9 protein-coding genes are annotated in these 21,854 nt (G+C 60.6%); 4 read left to right on the forward strand and 5 right to left on the reverse strand.

Going from position 1 to position 21,854, the window contains the following annotated elements; all coding sequences use genetic code 11:
• Position 1: 1 nt before the first annotated feature.
• A complete protein-coding gene (locus GTP46_RS04430) occupies positions 2-799 on the forward strand; it encodes a carbon-nitrogen hydrolase family protein (RefSeq protein WP_161005400.1) in 798 nt (265 codons plus the stop codon).
• 43 nt (positions 800-842) lie between these two features.
• Positions 843-2,303 (forward strand): metalloprotease TldD, encoded by a 1,461-nt coding sequence (gene tldD, locus GTP46_RS04435; protein ID WP_161005401.1) that lies wholly within the window; start codon positions 843-845, stop codon positions 2,301-2,303.
• 112 nt (positions 2,304-2,415) lie between these two features.
• On the opposite strand, the gene GTP46_RS04440 is transcribed toward tldD, so the two are convergent.
• A complete protein-coding gene (locus GTP46_RS04440; RefSeq protein WP_229258792.1) occupies positions 2,416-4,989 on the reverse strand; it encodes a TonB-dependent receptor in 2,574 nt (857 codons plus the stop codon).
• A 554-nt stretch (positions 4,990-5,543) separates the two neighbouring features.
• Between GTP46_RS04440 and aroG the strand changes: the two genes are divergently transcribed.
• Together aroG and GTP46_RS04450 are read left to right on the forward strand one after the other, a co-directional pair.
• Positions 5,544-6,623 carry a 3-deoxy-7-phosphoheptulonate synthase AroG gene (gene aroG, locus GTP46_RS04445; RefSeq protein ID WP_161005403.1) on the forward strand — a complete coding sequence of 360 codons (1,080 nt, stop codon included), beginning with the start codon at positions 5,544-5,546 and terminating at the stop codon, positions 6,621-6,623.
• Between the two features lie 268 nt (positions 6,624-6,891).
• Positions 6,892-9,786, forward strand: a complete 2,895-nt coding sequence (locus GTP46_RS04450; protein WP_161005404.1) for a TonB-dependent receptor domain-containing protein — start codon at positions 6,892-6,894, stop codon at positions 9,784-9,786.
• Between the two features lie 41 nt (positions 9,787-9,827).
• Here GTP46_RS04450 and GTP46_RS04455 read toward each other — a convergent pair whose 3' ends face one another.
• The 4 genes from GTP46_RS04455 to GTP46_RS04470 form a co-directional block, all read right to left on the reverse strand.
• Positions 9,828-12,494, reverse strand: a complete 2,667-nt coding sequence (locus GTP46_RS04455) for a TonB-dependent receptor (RefSeq protein WP_308495413.1) — start codon at positions 12,492-12,494, stop codon at positions 9,828-9,830.
• A gap of 248 nt (positions 12,495-12,742) precedes the next feature.
• Positions 12,743-15,583 (reverse strand): TonB-dependent receptor domain-containing protein, encoded by a 2,841-nt coding sequence (locus tag GTP46_RS04460; RefSeq protein WP_161005405.1) that lies wholly within the window; start codon positions 15,581-15,583, stop codon positions 12,743-12,745.
• Between the two features lie 387 nt (positions 15,584-15,970).
• Positions 15,971-18,769: a TonB-dependent receptor gene (locus tag GTP46_RS04465; RefSeq protein WP_161005406.1), complete on the reverse strand. Its 2,799-nt coding sequence runs from the start codon at positions 18,767-18,769 to the stop codon at positions 15,971-15,973.
• A 201-nt stretch (positions 18,770-18,970) separates the two neighbouring features.
• The gene (locus GTP46_RS04470) at positions 18,971-21,760 is read right to left on the reverse strand and encodes a TonB-dependent receptor (protein ID WP_229258793.1); all 2,790 of its coding nucleotides are present in this window, start codon (positions 21,758-21,760) and stop codon (positions 18,971-18,973) included.
• Positions 21,761-21,854 lie beyond the last annotated feature (94 nt).

A 21,854-nucleotide genomic window follows, 5' to 3' on the forward strand; every position in this document is an offset into this window, starting at 1 on the left:
CATGCACACCGTCGCCGCCGTACAAATGATTTCCTCGCCGTCCGTGCCGGACAATATCACCACCGCGCGCCGCCTCGTCACCAAGGCCGCGCAGGATGGCGCGCAGCTGGTGCTGCTGCCGGAGTACTGGGCCATCATGGGCCTGAACGATGGCGACAAAGTGAAAGTAGCCGAGCCGCTGGGCAGCGGGCCGATCCAGGACTTCATGTCCGGGCTGGCACGCGAGCTGGGCATCTGGCTGATCGGCGGCACCTTGCCGCTGGCCTCGGATGATCCGGAAAAAGTCATCAACACCACGCTGGTGTACAACCCGCAGGGTGAGCACGTGGGCCGCTACGACAAGATCCACCTGTTCGGCTTCACCAAGGGTACCGAGTCGTACAACGAATCCAGGACCATCGTACCGGGCACGCATGTGGGCGCGTTCGAGGCGCCGTTCGGCAAGGTCGGCATGTCGGTGTGCTACGACCTGCGCTTCCCGGAACTGTTCCGTGCGCTGGGACCGGTGTCGCTGATCGTGGTGCCGGCCGCCTTTACCTACACCACCGGCCTGGCGCACTGGGAAATCCTGCTGCGCGCGCGCGCCATCGAAAACCAGTGCTACGTGCTGGCGGCAGCGCAGGGCGGCACCCATCCGAACGGCCGCCGCACTTGGGGCCACAGCATGCTGATCGACCCGTGGGGCGCGGTCAAGTCGGTGCTGGCCGAAGGCGAGGGCGTGGTCGCCGGCGAGATCGACCTCGGCTACATGCAAGGCGTGCGCGACAGCCTGCCGGCGCTGAAACACCGGACCATGTGATATCCACTACAATGCCGGTAACACCTAACAAGAAAGCATCACCATGAAGCCATTTGAACCGAATTTGTCCACCCTGGCCGTAGCGCGCGATATCTTGCTGACGCCGTTCGGGCTGGACGAGGGCAAGCTGCTCAAGACGCTGGGCAGCATGTTCACCCACAAGGTCGACTACGCCGACCTGTACTTCCAGTTCACCAAGAACGAAGGCTGGAGCCTGGAAGAGGGGATCGTCAAGACCGGTAGTTTCTCGATCGACCAGGGCGTCGGTGTGCGCGCCGTGTCCGGTGACAAGACGGCGTTTTCGTATTCGGATGAAATCTCGGAAGCGGCGCTGCTGGATGCTGCTGCTGCGACCCGCACCATTGCGCGTGCTGGCGCTGGCAAGATCAAAGTGGCTGGCGCGACCAACCACGTTGGCGGCCGTTCGCTGTACCTGCCACATGATCCGCTGGTGTCGCTGGATGCGACGGCCAAGGTCAAGCTGCTGGAGCGCATCGAGAAGATGGCGCGCGCCAAGGACCCGCGCGTGGTGCAAGTGATGGCCAGTCTGGCAGGCGAGTACGACGTGGTGCTGGTGGTGCGCAGCGATGGCGTGCTGGCAGCGGATATTCGTCCGCTGGTGCGCGTGTCGCTGACTGTGATTGTGGAGCAGAATGGCCGCCGCGAAATCGGTTCGGCGGGCGGCGGTGGCCGCTACGACTATGGCTACTTCAGCGATACGCTGCTGGACCAGTATGCGACCGACGCGGTGAACTCGGCGATTGTGAATCTGGATGCGCGTCCGGCGCCGGCTGGTCCGATGACCGTGGTGCTTGGCCCTGGCTGGCCGGGTATCCTGTTGCACGAAGCGATTGGCCATGGACTGGAGGGCGACTTCAACCGCAAGGGTTCGTCGACGTTTGCCGGCCGTATCGGCGACCGCGTGGCGGCCAAGGGCGTGACCGTGGTGGATGATGGCACGCTGGCGGATCGCCGCGGTTCTTTGAATATCGATGACGAGGGCAATCCCACCCAGTGCACCACGCTGATTGAAGACGGCATCCTGAAAGGCTACATCCAGGACACCATGAATGCGCGCCTGATGAAGATGCCGGTCACCGGCAACGCGCGCCGCGAATCGTTCGCCCACCTGCCGATGCCGCGCATGACCAACACCTATATGCTGGCTGGCGATAAAGATCCGGGCGAGATTCTGGCGTCGGTGAAGAATGGCTTGTATGCGGTGAACTTCGGCGGTGGCCAGGTTGATATCACCAACGGCAAATTCGTGTTCTCAGCCAGCGAGGCCTACATGATCGAGAACGGCAAGATCACCTATCCGGTGAAAGGCGCTACGCTGATCGGCAACGGTCCGGAAGTGCTGAACCGCGTATCGATGATCGGTAACGACATGGAGCTTGATCCGGGCGTCGGCGTGTGCGGCAAGGAAGGCCAGAGCGTGCCGGTAGGCGTCGGTCAGCCGACACTGCGGATCGACGGCGTAACCGTCGGCGGTACAGCGTAAAAAACGCAACTCCGGGGTCAGGTCCTCCATTTCTACACGGTCTCTGCTGTAGTAGTCGCTACAGCAGAGACCGTGTAGAAATGGAGGACCTGACCCCGGATTGGGTTTTACTTTAGAACTTGTAGGTCGCCTTCACGAAGAAGGTGCGGCCCAGCGGATCCGTGTAGCGTGGATCGTAACCGCTTTGGAAGGTCGTACCCTGGTTAGTGTACGGCGGCGCAGTGTCAAACAGGTTCTTGATACCGGCCGTCAGGTCGATATTCTTGAAGCCGGTGTAGCTGCCCGACAGCGAATAGGTCGAGTACGCACGCACGTGGTGGGTGTACTTCTCCGCTACATCATTCTCATCTTCGTAACCGCTCAGGTACTTGTTGGCGAAGCTCGCGCTCCACACGCCTTTTTTCCAGTTGATGGTGGCGTTGTGCTTCCAGCGGAACACGGGAGCGTTGTCGCCATACACGCCGACGTTTTCAACAAACTCGCCACCAGTCTCGTTCTGGTACTTGTAGCTGTGGACCCAGGTACCGTCGAACTGGAAGGTGAAATCACCCACTGAAGTACGCGGCAGCTTCCAGCGCAGGCTGGTGTCGATGCCCGAGGTCTTCACTTCGCCCAGGTTGTCCAGCACCGCGTTTACGTACTGCAGCGTTTTGCCATCGGCCGAGTACACGAAGTAGCTCTTGTACTTCTCGTAGTTGTCGAAGATGGTCGACTCGGCCACGGTACCGATCGAGTCGCGGATCTTGATGTTGAAGTAGTCGAACGATACGCTGACGTTATTGATCGGTTCCAGCACCACGCCCAACGAGAAGGTCTTGGATTTCTCCGGCTTCAGGTTGGCGTTGCCGCCGCTGCGGATGTATTGCTGCTGGTTGCAGGCCACGTTCGGATTGGCGCCCGCTGCCGCAGTGCCGCCCGGGCACAGTACCGGATCGTCATACGCATTGCTGGTGAAGGTGGAGGTGGCCGGGCCGTGCAGGTCGTACAGCGTTGGCGCGCGGAAGCCGGTGTTGTACGAGGTGCGGAACATCAGCTGCTTGCTGGCTTCCCAGCGCAGGCCGACTTTCGGATTGAAGCTGCCGCCTACATCGTTGTAGTGGTCGTAGCGGGCTGCCGCCGACAGTTCCAGCGACTTGGTCAACGGCACGCTCAATTCAGAGTACAGCGCGGCGATGTTGCGCTCGCCGGACTGGTCTTTCGCGTCAGCGTAGCCGGAGCTCGATGCTTGCGAAGCGAGGTCGGTGTTCACATCGTAGGTGGCTTTGTCGTGGCGGAATTCGGAGCCGATCGCGAAGCCCACGCCGCCGGCTGGCAGCTGGTAGATTTCGCGGCTGACTTTGCCGTCAACGCCGATGCTGGTCATCTTGGCGGCCAGGTATTCGCCGCGCAGCTGGGCTGCATCGATGTAAGCCTGGCCAGCAGCCGATTGCTCGCCGAACGGATTCAGCACGCCGCTCAGTACGCCCGCCTTGATCAGCGAGTCGTTGGTGTAGCCGCCCGCGAACGCGCTGGAGGCTTTGTTGACCGCGTAGGTCAGGCCGACGTTGTAGTCCCAGCCTGCGATCAAACCTTCCGAAGCCAGCACCAAACGATCGGAGATCGAGGTGTCATAGCCTTGGCGCTTACCAGCGGCCACGGTACGCCAGTTGATGGTCAGGTTCTCACCGGTCAGGCCGGCCACGGCAGGCACGCCGGCGCTGCCGCCCGGATAGTACGGGCTGGCCGAGGTCATGGTGATGCCGGTCAGCGGCGACGGTGCAATCGCGCTGGCATTGGTCGAACGGCTGTGCAGGTACTCGACCGTTGCGATGTCGTCTTCGTTCAGCTTGAAGGTGGCCTTGCCCAGTACGGATTCCTGCTGCGTCTTCGGAATGTCCTGGATGTAGGCCACGGTGTTGGTGCGGCAGGTGCCGTTGGCGCTGTTGGTGATCAGGCCTTTGCCGACGCAGCCACTGGCGTAGTACGGGTTGCCGGTGATGCCGTTGGCCGAGTAGAAGTTGCCCGGCTGCGAAGTGCCGCTGCTGTTGTTGATGCCCTTGTCCGGACGCACGCTGGTGTTGGAGAAGTCGCGGTCAACCGCATCCAGTGCGGTCTGCTTGTGGAAGTCGGCCACGCCGAACACGTTCCAGCCATCCTTGTTCAGGTCGCCGTAGCCGCCCGAGACGTTGAGGCGCGATTCGCCGCCGGCGCCGCTCGCTTGCGGCTGGTAGCGCTCAACGCTGATCGAACCGCCTTGCACCGAGCGCTTGGTGATGAAGTTAATCACGCCGCCGATCGCATCGGTGCCGTAGATGGCCGAGGCGCCGTCGCGCAGTACTTCTACGCGGTCCAGTGCCGAGACCGGGATGATGTTCAGGTCAACGGACGAGCCGTTGAACGGGTGGCTTGCCAGGCGGCGGCCGTTCAGCAGGACCAGCGTCTTGTTGCTGCCCAGGCCGCGCAGGTCGGCGGTGGCGATGCCGCCGGTGCCGGAACCAACCGACTGCGTGCTGCCGGTCGAGCTCTGGTTCATCGACAAGGTGTTCATCACCTCGGCGGCGGTGGTCAGTCCTTGTTTTTCAAAGTCGCTGGCCTTGATGCTGGTGATCGGTAGCGCCGTTTCGGTGGCCAGGCGCTTGATGCTGGAACCGGTCACTTCAACGCGCTGGATCGTGCCATCGTCGGTTTGGGCGACGGCTGCGTGCATGCCGACAACAAGACCGCCGGCAAATATTACGCGCAGAGATCGGGTAAGAGCTCTTTCTATCATCATGGGTGTGTCACTCCTGATTTTGTTTTGGGATTGTGGATGGCCATCAAAACATTCAGTAGTGGGTTGAACAATGATCGAAAGATAATTATGCAAATATCCAACAGTAGCAAACAAATGCACATGTAAAGGCCGGTTTTTGCATTAAGGCCGGAACATGGTGGCAGCCCGCATTTTCAGGGAGGTTGGCGATTACATTTGGTCACAATGGCTAAGATGTAAAGACAACTGCGGAGATGTAAAGTTTTGTAGGGAGGCGTTCTGACCGAAAAAAAATCGCTTGCCAAGGCGTAAATAATGGCGCTATAGTCGTTACATGACTAAATTCTTCTTTACCGGCTGGTTTTACTTTAGCTATCCAACCCTAGGCGGTGGAGTTAGCGGCCGGTGCACGTAGAAGCAAAAACGAGTCCCGACAAATTCCTGAAAAACCGCCTCCCACGAGGCGGTTTTTTTTTACCCTTACCTTTTAGATCAACTGGAGAACAGCAATGCCCCGTACCGATGATTTGCGCATCCGCGAGATGAAGGAACTGACGCCACCGTCCCACCTGATCCGCGAATATGCGTGCACGGAAGCGGCGGAGCAGACTGCCGCCAATGCCCGCGTGGCGCTGCACCGCATCCTGCACGGCCAGGACGACCGCCTGATGGTGGTGGTCGGACCGTGCTCCATCCACGACACCAAGGCCGCCATGGAATATGCGCGCCGCCTGGTCGAGCTGCGCAAGGAACTGGCCGGCGACCTGGAAATCGTAATGCGCGTGTACTTCGAAAAACCACGCACCACGGTGGGCTGGAAGGGCTTGATCAACGATCCGTACATGGATAACAGCTTCCGCATCAACGACGGCCTGCGCATGGCGCGCGAGCTGCTGCGCGACATCAATGAACTGGGCCTGCCGGCCGGCACCGAGTTCCTTGACGTGATCTCGCCGCAGTACATCGCCGACCTGATCTCGTGGGGCGCCATCGGCGCTCGTACCACCGAGTCGCAGGTGCACCGCGAGCTGGCATCCGGCCTGTCCTGCCCGGTCGGCTTCAAGAACGGCACCGATGGCAATGTGCGCATCGCCGTGGATGCGATCAAGGCGGCATCGCAGCCACACCACTTCCTGTCGGTGACCAAGGGCGGCCACTCGGCCATCGTATCGACTAATGGTAACGAGGATTGCCACATCATCCTGCGCGGCGGTAAAACGCCAAACTACGATGCGGCCAGCGTGGACGAAGCCTGCAAGGCGATTGCCGCGCAAGGCCTGGCGGCGCGTTTGATGATCGACGCCTCGCACGCCAACAGCTCGAAGAAGCCGGAGAACCAGGTGCCAGTGTGCGCCGACATCGCCGGCCAGATTGCGGGCGGCGAGCAGCGCATCGTCGGTGTGATGGTGGAGTCGCACCTGGTGGCCGGCCGCCAGGACCTGGTGCCGGGCAAGGAGCTGACCTACGGCCAGTCCGTCACTGACGGCTGCATCGACTGGGATAGCAGCGTGCAAGTGCTGCAAGGCCTGGCCGCCGCCGTGCGCCAGCGCCGCATCGCCACCCAGCAGCGCGAAGCCGCAGCTAAGTAAGCACTAACTTTGTAGATTGGAAGGCCCCAATGGTGAGTTGGGGCCTTTTTTATTTGCATCTGGCTATCAAGGTTGTGGTAAGAAAGCCAAACTTGTTCTGCGTTCGATTGACACCGAATTACCGGCCATGATGTTATATAAAACATGGCCGGTGTCGTTGAACACCTTCCTAGCGTAATTCCAACAAGCGGCAATCCATACGCCGCCTGCGGTCGACCCGACTCCAGGCGTTGGATCGTCGCATCCAAAAAATTATCGGAGGTTAGTCATGATTCAAGAAAGAGTGCTGTCCCGTTCTTTGCGCCTGATGTTTTCCGGCAGCGTCTTGCTGGCGCTGCCCGCCTTTGCCCAAGATGCTGCCACCGACCAGCCGATACAGCGGGTCGAAATTACCGGTTCCTCGATCAAGCGTATCCAGAAAGAGGGTTCGCTGCCGGTGCAGGTGCTGACTGCGGCCGAGATTAAGCAGACCGGGGCCACCTCTGCGACCGACCTGATCCAGATGCTGCCGTCGATGCAGGGCTTTGTGCCATCGTCGAGTTCCGTGAACGGCGGCGGCGCCGGCGTCACCACGGCCTCGCTGCACTCGCTGCCATCCAAGTACACGCTGGTGCTGCTCGACGGCCAGCGCGTGGCGCCGAGCGCCATCGGCAGCGGCCAGGGCGGCGGCTACGCGGTCAACCTGTCCAGCATTCCGCTGGAAGCGGTGGAGCGGGTCGAGATCCTGACTGACGGCGCCTCGGCCCTGTACGGATCGGATGCGATTGCCGGCGTGGTCAACTTCATCCTGAAGAAAAACATGACTAAGGGCGAGGTGTACGCCACCTACGGCCAGCCGAAGAAAAACGGCGGTTCGTGGAGCAGCGCCGGCATCACCAAAGGCTGGGGCGACCTGGATAACAATGGCTGGAACGTGCTGGCCTCGTACAGCCATGAGGAGCAAGAACACATCACCGCGCTGCAGCGCGACTTCTCGGCCAAGGGCGCCTTCTTCAAATTCGGCGCCAACGGCAAGCAGTACTATTTCGACCAGCGCACCGGCAACACCGAACCGGCCAATATCACCTTTAACGCCCGCCCCAAAGGCTCGGCGGCGGATGCGGACACCACCGGTTATGCCATCAATCCCTATTTTGCCGCCAACGGTAATTGCGGTAGCGCGCTGGCCGGCCCGCTGGGCGCGCAGTGCCGCTTCAACTACGCGGCCACGGTGGAAGACGTGCCGGGCAGCCGTCGCGACAGCGGCCTGTTGAAGGGCACCTTCAAGATCAATGAAGACACCACGGCCTGGGCTGAACTGGTGATGTCGCAATATGCGATGACGGCGCAATACGCGCCATCGGCGCAGCCGATGGGCGTCAATTCCACCACGCGCTTCCCGGCGCTGTATGCGAAATACGTGCAGCCCTACTTGGATGCCAATAACCTGGAAAATCCCACCGGCGATGGCACCCTCGGTTACCGCTCGGTGCTGATCGGCGGCCGCGCCGACGAGTACGAGACCACCGCGCGCCACTTCGCCGCCGGCATCGACGGCTCGGCCATGGGCTGGACCTACAACGCGTCGCTGATCCTGTCGCAGGCCAAGCTCAAGGATACGGCCGCCGGCGGCTATTCCGACTTCAACATGCTGAACGATCTGGTCGCGGCCGGCAAATACGATCCGGTGACCGGGCAGGGCGCGGACCAGCTGAAAGGCGCGCTGCTGAACGGCACCGTCTTCTCGCGTACCACGTCGACCCTGAACACCGTGCACGCCGGCGCTCAGCACGACCTGTTCGCGCTGCCGGGAGGCACCTCGATTATCTCGGTCGGCGGCGATTATTCGAAGACCAAGTACGAGATCGACTATAGCTCGCTGATCCTGTCCAATTCCGGCTTCTCGACCCAGCCGGCATCGGCCAACTATCCGGTGGGCGGCAATTACGGCCAGGTACCGTTCAGCGCCCGGCGTGACAACTGGGGTATTTTCAGCGAGGTGCTGCTGCCAGTGAGTAAAACGCTGGAAGCCACCGTGTCCGGCCGCTACGACAGCTACGACAAGGTGCACAGCGACTACGTGTTCGGCACCGTACCGGACGCCACCGGCCTGATTCCACGCTTGGCTGGCGGCGAGCTTGGCAACACGTCCAGTGCCGGCACCTACAAGCTGAGCCTGAAGTGGACGCCGCTCGACAGCTTGCTGTTGCGCGCCGCGTACGGCACCGGCTTCAAGGCGCCTAACCTGAGCGACATCGCCGGCGCCAACACCTTTAACGGCAGTACCGCCGGCAGCTATGCCTGTCCATTCCCCGGTTCGCCCGGTTGCCAGGTTGGCCAGGCGCAGTATGATTTGCTGACCGGTCCGAACGGTCAGAGCGGTGCGGCCGGCCTGCAGCCGGAGAAATCCAAGCAATGGACCTTCGGCGGACGGGTCGAGCCGCTGCGCGGCCTGTCGCTGGGATTGGATTTGTGGAATGTGCAGATCCGCAACCAGGTGCTGTCGGCCGGTGTGCCGGAGCAGGTGGGCTTTGCCAATCCGCAGCAGTATAAAAATCTGTTCGTCAATCCGTATCCCGATCCGGCCGGCTACACCACCATCGCCTACCTGCTGGCGCCGATCAACGGCGGGGTGGCGAATTACCGCGGCATCGATTGGGACTTCAGCTACCGCAACCGTAGCGCCATCGGCGATCTGCGCGCGACGTGGAATGGCACTTATATGCTCAAGCAAAACTACACCACCAGCGCAGGCGGGGTGGTGCAGTCCAACCTGGGTGTGTTCGGTCCGGATAATGGCGTGGTGTTCCGCGTGCAAAGCAATGTCAGCCTGAGCCTGACCAACGGCAAGCTGACCAACACCCTGACTGCGCACTACAAATCGGGTTACCACGATCAGGCGTATCCGGTTGATACGGCGGTGTTCGCAGTGAATCCGGACGGCAGCGTGGGCGACTCGGTGGCGTTTGGTGGATTGTGGACGCCGTCGTACACCACGGTCGATTGGCAGGGCAAGTATGACTTCGGCAAGTTCACGCTGACGGCTGGTATCAAGAACCTGCTGGACCGCGATCCGCCGTTCACTTTGCAGAATGCTGGTGGCGGTAACCAGATCGGTTACGACGGGCGTTATGCCGATCCGGCCGGGCGGTCGTTCTACATTACTGGCAATTACAAGTTCTGATAAAAAAATCCCGGCAGCGCCGGGATTTTTTTTGCTGCAGCTTAGAAGCTGTAGCTGCCGCGCAGGTACAGCGAGCGGCCGACTGGATCCGTGTAGCGTGGATCGTAGCCTTTCTGGAACAGCGTGCCCTGGTTCGAGAACGGTGGATCTTTGTCCAGCAGGTTCTTCACGCCAGCGGTCAGGGTCACGCCCTTGAAGCCGGTGTAGCTGCCCGACAGGTTCCACAGTGCGTACGACGGCACTTGGTTCTTGTACTGGTCGGCGATGTCCAGGTTCTGGTCGGTGTAGCCCGATTTGAACGACTGCGCCAGCGTCGCGTTCCAGTCAGCCAGACGCCAGTTCAGCGCCAGGTTGTGCTTCCAGCGGAACACTGGATTGTTGGCGGCGTAGCGGCCGACGTTCTGGATGAACGGACCATCGCGTTCGTCCTGGTACTCATATTTGTGAACGTAGGTGCCATCCAGAGTCAGCGTGAAGTTGCCGGCTTGGGTAGCGCCCGAACGCAGCGTCAGGCTGAGGTCGACGCCGTCGGTGTTGACCTTGCCGAGGTTTTCTTTCAGGTCGAGGATGGCGTATGGCGAGCCGTCGGCATTGCGCAGGAAGCGCGCGGCGTATTTGGCGTAGTCACCGTAGATGGCTTCTTCCGGCAGCGCGTTGATCTTGTCCTTCAGCTTGATGTTCCAGTAGTCGATGGCCAGCGTGGCTTGCGGGATCGGCTCCAGCACCGTGCCGAACGAGAAGGTCTTGGACTTCTCCGGCTTCAGGTTGGCGTTACCACCTTGCAGTTTGAACTGTTGCAGGTCGCAGTCGCGCAGCGGGTTGGCGATCGGGTTCGACGACAGCACGCCGCCCGGGCACAGGATCGGGTCGTTGTACGAGTTGTTGGTATCGTTCTTCGACAGCGGCGCGTTTTTCTCAAACAGGGTCGGCGCGCGGAAGCCGGTCGAGGCTGAACCACGCAGCAGCACTTGCTTGGTTGGCTGGTAGCGCAGGCTCAGTTTCGGGTTGGTGGTGGTGCCGGCATCGCTGTAGTCGTCGTAACGCACGGCGGCGTTGACTTCCAGGTCCTTGATCAGCGGCAGGTTGACTTCACCGAACACGGCCTTGATGGTGCGCGCGCCGTTGGTCGATTGCGAACCCGACAGGCCGGACGACGACGCCTGGCTGGCGATGTCGCGGTTGACGATGAAGTCGGCTTCTTCACGGCGCAATTCGCCACCGACTGCCACCGCCAGTTGGCCGCCGGCCAGTTCCATCAGCTCGCGGCTGGCTTTGGCGTCGATGCCGGTGTTGCGGGTCACGCCTTTTTGCACCTGGCCGCGCAGGGCGGTGGTGGCCAGGTAGGCGGCGCCGGCAGCGTCCTGCTTGCCAAATGGATTGAGGATGCCGTTGGCGACACCAGCGGCGAATTTGGCGTCGTTGACGTAGCCGCCGGTGAAGTATTCAGCCGAGCGGCTTTCCGACAGGGTGAAGCCGGTCTTGTAGTCCCAGCCCTTGAACAAGCCTTCGGCAGCGATGCTCAGGCGGTCAGCTGCGCCTTTGGAATTGATCTCGCGCTGGCCGGCTTCGGTTGGACGCCAGTTGACCGACAGCGGGTCGCCCGACAGGCCCGGCATGGCTGGTACGCCGCCCGAATTGCCTGGGTAGTATTTGCTGGTCTTCGGCAGGATCAGGCCGGTTTGCGGCGGCGGCGCGGTGTGCGATACCACGTCGTTTTCCGAGTGCAGGTATTCAATCGAGGCCAGGTGGTCGCCATTGATCTTGAAGGTGGCTTTGCCGAAGAACGAGGTCTGCTTTTGCTCCGGCAGATCGTCGATCATGCGGGTGTAATCCTGGCGGCAAGTGCCGTTGCTGGCGCGCGGTACCGAGTTTGGCGCGTCGCAGCCGGTGGCAAAGCCCGGGTTGCCGGTGGCGCCCGAGGTCGGATCGAAATAGTTACCCGGGAAGGTGGTGCCCGAGGTCAGGTTCAGGCCGCGGTTAGGGATGATGCCGGTCTTGGAGAACTCGCGCTGTTGCGAGGTCAGGATGTCCAGCTTGTGGTGGTCGAACACGCCGAACACATTGTAGCCGTCGTCGTCCAGGTTGCCGAAGCCGCTAGAGATGTTGATGCGTTTTTCATCGGCGCCGACTTTGCGCGGCAGGATGGCTTCAGCGGTGATGGTGGTGGTTTGCACCGAGCGTTTGGTAATGAAGTTGATCACGCCGCCGATGGCGTCCGTACCGTAGATGGCCGAGGCGCCGTCGCGCAGTACTTCCACCCGTTCCAGGGCCGAGACCGGGATGATGTTGAGGTCGACGCTGGCGCCGTCGTACGGGTGGTTGGCGATGCGGCGGCCGTTCAGCAGCACCAGCGTTTTGTCGCCGCCCAGACCGCGCAAGTCGGCGCTGGCCTGGCCGCCGGTCGGCAGGCCGGAGCTGTTACCACCAACCACGTTGCCGGAGCTGAAGCTGGAGCTGTTGGAGGGAATGCGGTCCAGCACTTCCTGCGCGGTGGTCAGGCCTTGCTTGACGAAGTCGTCAGCCTTGATCACGGTTAGTGGATTGGCGGTTTCCGACACCAGGCGTTTGATCGAGGAGCCGGTCACTTCGACACGCTGCATCGGCTGCTCGGATTGCGCTTGCGCCAGCGGCGCAATCAATCCCAGGCCCAGCAAGCCGCCAGCATAAATGCGGCGCAGGGAACAAGACAGAATCTTTTCTTTCATCATTACTCTCAACTCCCAAAACAAACATCACTATTTTTATGGACCGGCTTTTGGTAAAAGCTGGCAGGGAGTTGATCTTTGACTATCAAGCGATGGAGTGTCAATAATGTAAATGTTATCTGTTTATATAAAACAACAGTTGGTTACAAGGTGTTACAGATAGATAGGCAGAGATAAAAAAAGGGCTCCCGAAGGAGCCCTTAAAAGAGTTTTTGCAATGATTACTACGGATTACTAACTGCTAAAAGCGATCAGAACTTGTACGAAGCGTTCAGGTAGAACGTACGGCCCAGTGGATCGGTGTAGCGGCCATCGTAGCCCGACTGGTTACCACCACCAGCGTTGCGGATGGTGAATGGCGGAGCGATGTCGGCCAGGTTCTTGATACCGGCGGTCAGGATGAACTGCTTGCTCAGCTGAGCCTTGGTCTGCCAGTCGAAGGTGGTGTACGAGCTGACTTGACGCTTGATCGGCACGTAGCCGCCCAGGGTGCCGTCGGCCAGCACTTCACGCACCACCGAGTCGTCGTCGGTGTACACCTGGTCGGTGTAGCCCGAGTGGTAGTTGGCGGTCAGCGCGTGGGTGAAGCGGCCGGTGTTGAGCGAGGCGGTCAGCTTCGAGATCCAGCGGAAGGTCACGTTCGCGTAGGAGTTGAAACGGCCGATGTTCTTCTCAACGCCGCTGGCAGGGGTTTCCTGTTCAGCTTTGGTCATGAAGGTACCGGTCCACTGTACCGCGACCTTGCCCAGCGAGGTGTTGGTCTTGTAGGTGTGATCCCAGTCGATACCCTGGTAGTGCGAGCTGGCCAGGTTGAACGGGGTCAGCGCGGCAACCAGCACATTCTGTTTCTGGATCGGATCGTAGTAGGTACGCAGCAGGCTGTCGTACACGGCTGGGTTGTTGAATACCAGGTCTTCCGACAGGGTCTGGATCTGGTTACGCAGTTTCACGTCCCAGAAGTCGAAACCGATCGACAGGCTGCTGATAGGCTCAACACGGATACCCAGGGTAGCCTGTTTCGATTCTTCAGGCTTCAGGGCGCCGGCGCCGATGGCGGCGTTACCGCCGGTCAGCAGGCCGTATTCCGACGAGCCAGGGTTGCACAGCTTGAAGCGTGGATCGCTGGCATTGGTGATCGGGCAAGCGTGGAACTGCGACGAGCCGCCGTTGACCAGTGGCTTGACGATGTTCGACATGGTCGGGGCCTTGAAGCCGGTACCGTAGGAACCACGGATCAACACGGCATCCACTGGATTCCAGCGCAGCGCCAGTTTGTAGGTGGCTTTGCTGGCCGATTCGCCCTGTTTGCCGGAGGCGATCTGGTTGCCGTCCGGGTCAAAGTTCTTGTCGTTGTTGACGGCGCTGAAATCGTCATAACGGCCGGACACGGTCAGGTCCATGTTTTTCAGCACTGGCAGCAACAGCTCGCCGTAGGTACCCCAGTTTTTGCGGGAAGCGTCGATCGGCAGGGCACCAGCGCCGCCACCAACAATCGCGTCGGTGAAGGTAGGCTGTTGCTTGTTCTGGCCTTGCGAGTAAGCGTCTGGCGCTTCCGAGTAGGCTTGCTTGGTGAAGTCGGCGCCGAGGGCCAGCTGGGCCGTACCGGCTGGCAGCTTGAACACTTCCGACGAACCGCTCACTTGCAGCATGTCGATCTTCGATTTGGTTTCGCTGAACTGGTTGTGCAGCACGGCTGGTGCCAACACGGCTTGCGAGGTGCCGGACGGTGCGAACGGATCGAACTTGCCCGACGAAACCAGGGCGTCAAACGCGTTCAGGCTCATGTAGCCGCCAGCGGCGGTGTCGGTCTGTTTGTTTTCCGAGTGGGTGTAAGCTGCGCGCCAGTCGATGTTTTTCCAGGTGCCGTCAAAGCCGAAAGCGGCGTGTTTGGCGATGGTTTTGTATTGGTCGGCACGGCCGCCAGCATCAACCAGACGCAGGTTCATGGTCACGCTGTTGACGGTGGCGGTGGCAGGCACGCCCAGGCGGGTCAGGTAAGGGGCGATCGACTTGGCGTACAGCGCGCTGCTCAGCGGAATGCCCAGCGGCTGTGCTGGTGCCGCGTACTGGGCGGTGTTGGAGAACGACGAGATCAGGCCTTCAGCAAAGAAGCTGGTGTTTTCGTTGATCTTGAAGTTGAACGAGCCGAAGCCGCTGTCGCGTTTCAGGCCTGGCGTGTTTTGTACGGTGGCAGCGTAATCGTACAGGCAGCGGTTGCCGACCTTGAACAGGTTGGCGCCGTTGCAAGTGCCGGTGGCGAACAGGTTAGGCGCGAAAGCGGCGCTGCTGGTGCTGCCGTCGGCTTTGGTGTACTTGACGGTGGCGTTACCAGGAATCGAGTTCGAGCTCAGCTGGTACAGGCTGTAAGCCTTGCCATTGGCGTAGAACGGAATCACGCCCGATTGCGAGAAGTCGCTGTCACGTGCCCACGATGCTTTGGTTTCGTCGTGCGAAGCCGACAGCAGGATGTTGAAGCCATCCTTGTCCAGATCGCCCCAGCCTTTGGAAATCGAGGCGGTCGAGGTGGTGCCGCCGCTGCTGCGTGGCTGGCTGTAGGAGACGTCGACGATGGCGTCGGTCTGGTTTTTCTTCAGGATGAAGTTGACCACGCCGGCAATCGCGTCCGAGCCGTACAGGGTGTTGGCGCCGTCGGTCAGGATCTCGACGCGCTCAACGGCTGCCAGTGGGATGCTGGCCAGGTTGACGGTAGAACCGGAGGTGGCAGGTGCCAGACGGCGGCCGTTCAGCAGCACCAGAGTGTAGCCTTCGCCGATCGAGTGGATCGATGCGGTTTGCAGACCACCGCCGCCGCCGTTGACCGACATCGACGAGGTGGTGAAGCCTTGCATCGATGGCAGGGTGGCGATCAGGTCGGCGACGTTGGTCGCGCCCGATTGCTCGATCTGCAGCTTGGACAGGGTTTGCACTGGCAACGCGCCTTCAGCGGTAATACGCTTAATGCTCGAACCGGTAATTTCTACGCGCTGGATAGGCGCGTCCGCAGTTTGTGCCACGGCGGCTTGCATGCCCAGCGCCAGGCCACTGGCGCAGATCAGGCGTACCGATCGCGACAATACGGTTTCAACCATCATTATTTAGCTCCCAAAATAAAACGATGAACAACGGGTGTGTTTGATTTGTTTTTAGCGGCGATTATTTCGCCTGCGTTCATCAAAGCATTTGGGCTGATTTGCCGTCAATGTGGCTGCGGCAGCAAAAGTATCTAAAAAACATCATTTCTTCAGCACAAAAAATGGGCCAAAAACGCTCTAATTTTGTGCATACCGGTTTGAAAGTGATGAAAAAATTGTTTTGATGTCAAAAAACAAGGAAAAGTACGGATGTGCTGCACCAATTTGGTGTTTGGCAATTTTTGTAAATCTGCGTTCATGGACTTACAGAGTGTTACATTTGTGCGACAAAAAAAAAGCCCGAATTGCCGGGTGGCAAATTCGGGCTAAGTCCTTATTTAATAAGCGTTAAAACTTATACGAACCGCTTATATAGAAGGTGCGGCCGAGGGCGCTCGAGTACGACGGGTTGTAACCGACTTGGTGCGAACCGGTGTTACGCAGTGTGAACGGCGGATTGCGGTCGAACAGGTTGGTGATGCCGGCGGTCAGTTCCACGCTCTTCAGCGGGCGGAACGCCGACTGCAGGTCGAAGGTGGTGTAGCTCGGCACGTCCAGCGTGATGTCGTAGCATGCCTGCGCCGCGTCAGCCGTGGTCACCGCGCAGTCATCCGCGTTCTGGTGCTTGTCGGTGTAACCGTTGCGGTAGTTGGCGCTCAGGGTGTGGGTCCACTGGGCGTTTTCCCACGAGCTGCTGGCCTTGATCACGTTGCGGAAGCTGACCTTGTCGTTCGAACCGTAGCGGTTCAGGCTGGTTTCCCACTGGTCGTCCGTGCCCGGGGTGGTGTAGCGCGAGCGCAGCAGGTAGGTACCGGCCAGGCGGTTGGTCAGGCGGCCGTCGAACAGCTTGGTCTTCTGGGTGAAGTCGTAGTCGATGCCGCGGTTTTCCACTTTACCGATGTTAATCGGCAGCAGTTTGATGGCCAGCACGTCCAGGCCGGTCGAAGCGATGTGCTTGGTGGTGAACAGATTGGCGTACTTGGCCGGGTTCTGGAAGATCAGGCCTTCCGATACCGAGCTCACCTGGTCGCGGATCTGGACGTTCCACAAGTCGATGGCCACGCTGGTGGTGTTGGTCGGTTCCCACACGGCGCCGATCGACCACTGCTTGGATTTCTCCGGCTTCAGGTCCGGGTTACCGCCCTGGAACACTTCGAACTGGCCGCGGCCCGATTCGCAGTACTTGGCCAGCGGGTGGTTGCCGAGGCCATTGGCGGCGGTCAGCGGGCAGTTGTAGGTGCCGCCGGTGACGCCGAACTCTTCCAGCGGGCCGGCGATTTCCTGCATGCTGGCGGCGCGGAAGCCGGTGCCGGTGGCAGCGCGCAGCATCAGGTTCTTGGCAGCCGAGTACTTGGTCGCCACTTTATAGGTGCCGGCGCTGGCCGACTGGCCCACTTCCTGGCCCAGCAGCTTGTCCTTGACGGCGCCGACGTTGTCGAAGCGGCCCGACAGGGTAGCTTCCCACTTCTTGTTGATCGGCAGCAGCAGCTCGCTGAAGGCGCCGGCGTTGGCGCGCTCATAGTGGTTGTCGTAGACCGGGCTGTCGAACAGGATCAGGGCTTTTTCCGCCACGTCTTGCTGGTCGGTGCGGAAGCTGGTGACGCGGTAGTCCGCGCCCACGCTGATCATGGCGGTGCCGCCTGGCAGTTCAAACACTGGACGCGAGGCGTGGGCATCGGCGCCCTTCATGGTCACGGTCTGGGTGTTGTACAGGCCGGTGAAGCCGGTGCTGTTCAGCTGCTCGCGCATGGCTTGCGGCATGGCGCCCTGGGCGTAGCCGAACGGGTCGAAGTTGCCGCTGTCGAGCAGGGCCTGGAACTTGTCCGCCAGCGGGAAGCCGGACAGGTATTTCTGTTCCTGCTTGTTGCGCGACCAGGTCAGTGCGCCGTTGATGTCCCAGCCAAAGGCCGAGCCGTCCAGGCCGGCCACCAGGTGGGTGGCCTTGGTGCCGTACTCGTAGCCGCGGTCGCCCATTTCGTACAGGCGGTATTTGACCGCCACCGAGGTGACGCCGTTCAGCTGTTCAGGCGTCAGGTACGGTTGCAGGTATTTGCCGAACAGCGGCGAGCTGGTCGACAGCGAGAAGTCGGCTGGATACGGTGCGATGCGGGCGGTGATCTTGGCTTCGGTGTAGGCAGCGTCAAAGAAGGCTTTGAAGCCGCTGTTGCCCAGTTTCAGGCTGCCCGAGCTGAACAGCGAGTCGCGGCTCGATTCCGGATTGATCTCGATGGTCGAGGTGTAATCGTAGTAGCACTGGCCATCGCCAAAGGCGTCGACGTTGGCGGTCGCGCACTTGCCGTTGATCAGGGCGTACGGGTTGAGGTTGACGGTGTGCGCAGCGCCGTCGGCGCCGTTGTACTTGATCGCGGCGTTGGCCGGGATCGCGCGCGAGGAGCCGTTCAGGAATTGCAGCGCCTTGCCGGTTTTTGGATCGGTGAAGTTAATCATGCCGGTCTTGGCGAAGTCGCGCTGTGAGGCTTTCAGCTGCTTTTGCTCGTCGTGGCTGAGCGAGACGAATACGCTGTAGCCGTCTTCATCGACGTCGCCGAAGCCCTTGCTCAGGCTCATCGAGTTGCTCTTGCCGCCAGCTTTTTGCGGCGAACCGTACTTGGCGTTGATCTCCCACGGGGCCGCACCTTTTTTCAAGATGAAGTTGACCACGCCGGCAATCGCATCGGAGCCGTACAGGGCCGAGGCGCCGTCGGTCAGCACTTCCACGCGCTCGATGGCCGACAGCGGGATCGAGTTCAGGTCGATGGTGGTGCCCGAGTTGGACGGCGCAATGCGGCGGCCGTTCAGCAGGACCAGGGTGTAGGAGGCGCCGATATCGTGGATCGAGGCGGTGGTGACACCGCCGCCGCCGCCGCCGACCGAGTCGGCCGCCACCGAGAAGCCCTGCATGGCCGGGATTTGCTGGATGAAGTCGGTCACGGTGGTGACGCCCGACTTTTTAATGTCTTTCTGGCTGAACGATTGCACCGGCAGCGAGGATTCGGCGGCGATACGTTTGATGCTGGAGCCGGTGATTTCCACGCGCTGCATCGGTTGTTCAGTGGCGTCCTGGGCGAAGGCATGGCCCAGGGTCATGGCCAGTCCGCCGGCAAACATCACGCGCAGCGAACGGGACAGGATTGTTTCTTTAATCATGTTGCAATGTGCTCTCTCAAGTGGTTCAAACTCATGAGGACGGAATCTCACCAATTCTCACGAGGGCCGATATGAAACCACTTGGAGACCACTCTTGTCAAATTTTATGCGGTTTTATGTAAATAATTATCACGTTTGTGCTAAGGGCGAAAAAAAAGCAGCGGTTGCCCGCTGCTTTTCTTATTGGCCGACTAATTATATTTAGTCAAACTTGTACTGCAGGCCAATTTTGACGTAGCGGCCGGTGGCGCCGGAAGCGTCCATCGGGTTGAAGCTCATGCCGCCGTAGGTCAGCGCGTCCAGCGGGGCGATGCGGTCCAGCACGTTGTTCATCGAGGCGTACAGCTGCAGCGATTTGCTCCAGTTGTAGCGGGTCGACAGGTCCAGCGTGGTGAACGATGGCAGGCGGCAAGCACCGTTCGGCGAAGGCTGGCCGTTGGCGAACAGCACCGCGCAAGGCGCGCCTTCGTAACGGATGTTCTTCAGGTCGGAACGGTAGTTGACGGTACCGGAAACGTTCCAGTTGCCTTTGTCCCAGCTGGTGATCAGGTTGATCTTGTCTTTCGGCGTACCGGCGCAATCCGAGGTATCGCAGTTGCCGTGGGTGCCGGCGAACTGGAATACCTGGGCTTTGTCAGCACGTACCCACGACGCGGTGTGCGACCACACCAGGTTGATGGTGGCTTTGCCGTACTCGCCCAGGCGCAGGCGCTGTTTCACGTCCAGGTCGATACCTTTAACTTCGGTGTAGCTGGAGTTCTGGTACGGTGCCTTGGAGATCAGCAGGGTGCCGGTGTTCGGGATCACCACGCCATTGACGACCAGGTTGTTGTCAGCGCGAACTGCGGTTGGCAGGGCGGCCGCTTCAACATACGACAGCGGGTTGATCTCGTTGGTGCGGCGGATTTTCCAGGCGTCCAACGACAGGTTGGTGTCGTTCAGCGGATCCCAGACCAGGCCCAGGGTGTAGCCTTTCGACTTCTCCGGCGACAGGTTCGGGTTGCCCACTTTCACCGCGCCGATCTGGATGTTGCAATCCAGGGTGGTGGCGCCGCCTGCGGCCGGGGTTTTGCCGTCCGGGCAGCGGACGCGGTCGACGACCGACGCGGTACCGGTCGACTGGCTGTCGGCATTGGCTTCAGCCACGCCTGGTGCACGGAAGCCGGCGGTGTAGGTGCCGCGCAATGCGAAGCTCTTCACCGGGGTCCATTTGGCGCCCAGTTTCGGGGTGGTCGAGTTGAAGTTGCTGTAGTGGTCGTAACGCAGCGCGCCGCTCAGTTCCACGGTTTTCAGCACGGGCGCCAGCACCTCGGCGTAGATGGCCGAGACCTTGGTGTCGCCCTTGGCGGCCACGTAGGAGATGTTGGTCGAGCCGTCTTCCGAACCGGTCAGCGATGGGTTGTCCAGCTGTTCGTGGCGGTGTTCGCCGCCGATCGCCAGGCCCAGATTGCCGCCTGGCAGGGCGAACAGTTCACGTGAGGCCTTGAAGTCGACGATGTCCAGCTTGGTGGTCGAGTTCGACGACGCATTCATGCGCAGCGCGGCGTACAGCGAGGCCGGGTTTTTGTAGGCTTGCGAGCCGATGTAGTACGGGAAGTACTGGCTGGTCGGGTCGCCCAGTGCCGATTTCAGCACTTTCATGTTCAGCTGGTTGGTCCACTCGATGTACAGCTTGGATTCCGAGTGGGTGAAACCGGTATCCCAGTCCCAGCCGAAGTTGCTGCCCTTGGCGCCCAGCACGATGCGGCTGAAGTCGTTGTTGGCGATGTGGTTGCTCGGACCCAGGTCCCACATCGAGTAACGCAGGCGGGTGGCGGTGCCGAAACTGTTTTGCGGGTGCGAACCGGCCATCAGCAGGTCATTGCTGTACAGGATGATGCCGTTCGGGTTGGCGGCGGTGGCCGGGAAGGTCACGTTCGGGGTGGCCGAGACCGGCGCCAGCATGAACGAGCTGTTGCGGGTCGCGTAGCCCAGTTCGGTGTACACCTGCAGGTCGGAGTTCACTTGCAGGGTGCCGCGGGTGTACAGGTTCAGCGATTCAACGTTCGGTTGCAGGTCGCGGAACTGGTCTTGCGACCACAGGCAGCCGCCTGCCGGGTCTTGCTTGACGGTCTGCGAGAACTGCGAGCAGCCGCCCAGCGACACGTAGTTGCCGGTCTTCGGATCGCGCAGTGCGCCGGTCGGGGTGGCCGACGAGGCGCCTGGGGTGATGTAGCCGCCCATGTACTGGGTGTTTTGCTGGTAACCCCAAGGACGGATGTCGCCGTGACCGATCCAGCCGCGGTCTTTGCGGTCAGCTGCGGCCAGTTCGTCGGATTTTTTGTACTCGACGTTGAACACCAGGTTGTACTTGTCGTCGTCCAGGTTACCCTTGCCGACGGTGACAGCGATGTTGTTTTGCTTGTTGTCGCTGTAGCGCGATGCGCCGGTGTCGGCTTTGATGGTCACGCCTTCAAAGTCTTTGCGCAGGATGATGTTGACCACGCCGGCAATAGCGTCGGCGCCGTAGGTCGAGGAAGCGCCGTCTTTCAGTACTTCGATGCGCTCAACCAGTTGCATCGGGATGGTCGACAGGTCGGTGAAGCTCTTCTGGCCGTCGTCAGCACGGGCGAAAGGCGCCATGCGGCGGCCGTTCAGCAGTACCAGGGTCGAGGTCGCGCCCAGGCCGCGCAGCGAGATGGCGGTCGAGCCGGCAGCGAAGCCGGTGCCGAAACCGGATGGCAGCGAACCAGCGCCGTCCACGGTCAGCGATTGCAGGAACTCAGCCACGGTGGTTTTGCCGGACTTCATCAGTTCGTCGCGGGTGATCATTTGCACCGGCGAGGCGGTCTCGGCGGACGCGCGTTTGATGCTCGAACCCGTGATTTCAACGCGCTGGATCTGGCCCGCAGGCTCGGCGTTTTGGGCGAAGGCTGGCATGGCCAGTGCTGCTGCTACGGAGCCCGAGAACATCAGGCGCACGGAGCGGGATAAAACCGTTTCCATCATCATTGCAAAAACTCCAAGAAAATAACTTCAGTCTGGCGCCGGAAATGGGGAAAAACCGCCGCCAAGTCTTATCTTTCCGAAATATCTACTAATAAAG

Source organism: Duganella flavida, from assembly GCF_009857445.1.
In the GTDB taxonomy this organism is placed as follows: domain Bacteria; phylum Pseudomonadota; class Gammaproteobacteria; order Burkholderiales; family Burkholderiaceae_D; genus Rugamonas; species Rugamonas flavida.

Coding starts and splice junctions, on each gene's coding strand:
- GTP46_RS04430 (WP_161005400.1), top strand. CDS start 2: ATGCACACCGTCGCCGCCGTACAAATGATTTCCTCGCCGTCCGTGCCG.
- tldD (WP_161005401.1), top strand. CDS start 843: ATGAAGCCATTTGAACCGAATTTGTCCACCCTGGCCGTAGCGCGCGAT.
- GTP46_RS04440 (WP_229258792.1), bottom strand. CDS start 4,989: ATGCACGCAGCCGTCGCCCAAACCGACGATGGCACGATCCAGCGCGTT.
- aroG (WP_161005403.1), top strand. CDS start 5,544: ATGCCCCGTACCGATGATTTGCGCATCCGCGAGATGAAGGAACTGACG.
- GTP46_RS04450 (WP_161005404.1), top strand. CDS start 6,892: ATGATTCAAGAAAGAGTGCTGTCCCGTTCTTTGCGCCTGATGTTTTCC.
- GTP46_RS04455 (WP_308495413.1), bottom strand. CDS start 12,494: ATGATGAAAGAAAAGATTCTGTCTTGTTCCCTGCGCCGCATTTATGCT.
- GTP46_RS04460 (WP_161005405.1), bottom strand. CDS start 15,583: ATGATGGTTGAAACCGTATTGTCGCGATCGGTACGCCTGATCTGCGCC.
- GTP46_RS04465 (WP_161005406.1), bottom strand. CDS start 18,769: ATGATTAAAGAAACAATCCTGTCCCGTTCGCTGCGCGTGATGTTTGCC.
- GTP46_RS04470 (WP_229258793.1), bottom strand. CDS start 21,760: ATGATGATGGAAACGGTTTTATCCCGCTCCGTGCGCCTGATGTTCTCG.